Raw genomic sequence first — 1,488 nt, forward strand, 5'->3', positions numbered from 1 at the left:
GTTCGCCCTGAACAATCCTCTCACCCGGCTTCTGGTGTAACTTTATTGACTGTGCGCTGCCAAATGGCGGCGAGTATGGCCGCGATGAAGAGCGCCAAGATTGCTCTCAGGTGGGCCAGTATCTTGCGGATATTGTGGCCGCAGGCGCAGAGGACAGCAAAGATCGCATCGCCCTCCGTGCCCTTCAGCGGGCATCGCGTCAGTCGTCCGTCTGTTTTCATGTGCCCGATCTCGGCCTCGATGGCGCTGCGTCGTCGCAGGAGTTTCGCCAGCATGGGTGTGATGCCTTTGCGCATGCCGCTGATCAGCACGCGGGTGCGCGTCACGCCATGGCCGCGATAGCCTCGGTCGACCACGGCCAGCGCGGGGCGGATGTCGGTCAGCACTTCGACCTGATCCAGCGCGTCCGCGAGCGTGTGGCCGTCATACGGGTTGCCGGGCATGGAGCGGGCACCGACAATGAAGCCCTCGTTGATGGTGGCGGCGATGGAAACCTTGGTGCCGAACTCGTATCGGACCCGCGCCTTGCCTTTCGAGATGCAATCGACCTCGGGCTCATGCAGGCTGTAGATCTTGTGTTTGTCCTTCGGCTTTTGGTCCAGCAGCCGCCCCGTCAGCACCAGCGCATCGCAGATTCCCTCGCGCAGCGCGCCTGCAGGAATGTCGCGCAGGTGGCGGCGTAGATCGCGCATGACCCGACCTGTGTAGCCTTTCAGCGTTCGCAGCGCCTTGCGCATGCGCTTGAACTGGCGGGCATGGGCATAACGCCCGACCTGCCGTGCGAGGCGCGGGGCAAGCCGTGCGTAGCTCTGGCGCAATTCGACACCCGCCTCACGGGCCAGCGCCACAAGCTTCTGGCGGGCGCGTTCATAGAGCCGTGCATCAGTCGGATAGGCGATGTTCTTTTCCATGACCGTCGTGTCAACCGAGACCCGCTCAAGGCTTTTGTCATCCACAGCCCCCGAGGCGCGCCCAGCCTCGATGGTCTTGGTTAGCAACCACTCAGCACCTTCCTCGCCAATGCGGTTACGCCAGCGCGTCAGGGATGACGGGTTGATCGGGGCGCGGTGCCGAAAGAACACCTCGCCGCAGAAATGCTGATAATAGGGGTTCTCCACCCAGCGCGCGACCACAGCCTCATCCGACAACTGGTAGGCATGCTGGAGGTAGAGAAGACCCGCTACCAGGCGCGAGGGCGTGGCGGGCCGGCCAGCCTCCGAAGGAAAAAACCCGGCCCATTCGCGCTCGAAAAACTCCCAGTCGATCAGTGCGGCCAGCTTTACCAGCTCATGGCGCATGTCGATGATTTCGACCAGACGCGCGCGAAACAGATCGTCTTGCTCTGGCCCCTTCGGCTTCGCCTTCATCGCCCACCCCGAAATTGCAAGGTTTCTGCTGGAATCATACAAAACCCTGCAATCAAGGGCGACAAAAATCGCCCTTTTTAATCGCAAAATCAGTGTATTGCGAATTGTTCAGGGCGAACTA

General features: G+C 61.4%; 1 protein-coding gene. It reads right to left on the reverse strand.

The genetic code is table 11. The annotated features are described in order from the left end of the window. Nucleotides 1-20: 20 nt before the first annotated feature. Nucleotides 21-1,367, reverse strand: a complete 1,347-nt coding sequence (locus ACTZWY_RS19715; RefSeq protein ID WP_444792406.1) for an IS5 family transposase — start codon at nucleotides 1,365-1,367, stop codon at nucleotides 21-23. Nucleotides 1,368-1,488 lie beyond the last annotated feature (121 nt).

The organism is Roseinatronobacter sp. NSM, assembly GCF_052379845.1.
Lineage (GTDB): Bacteria > Pseudomonadota > Alphaproteobacteria > Rhodobacterales > Rhodobacteraceae > Roseinatronobacter.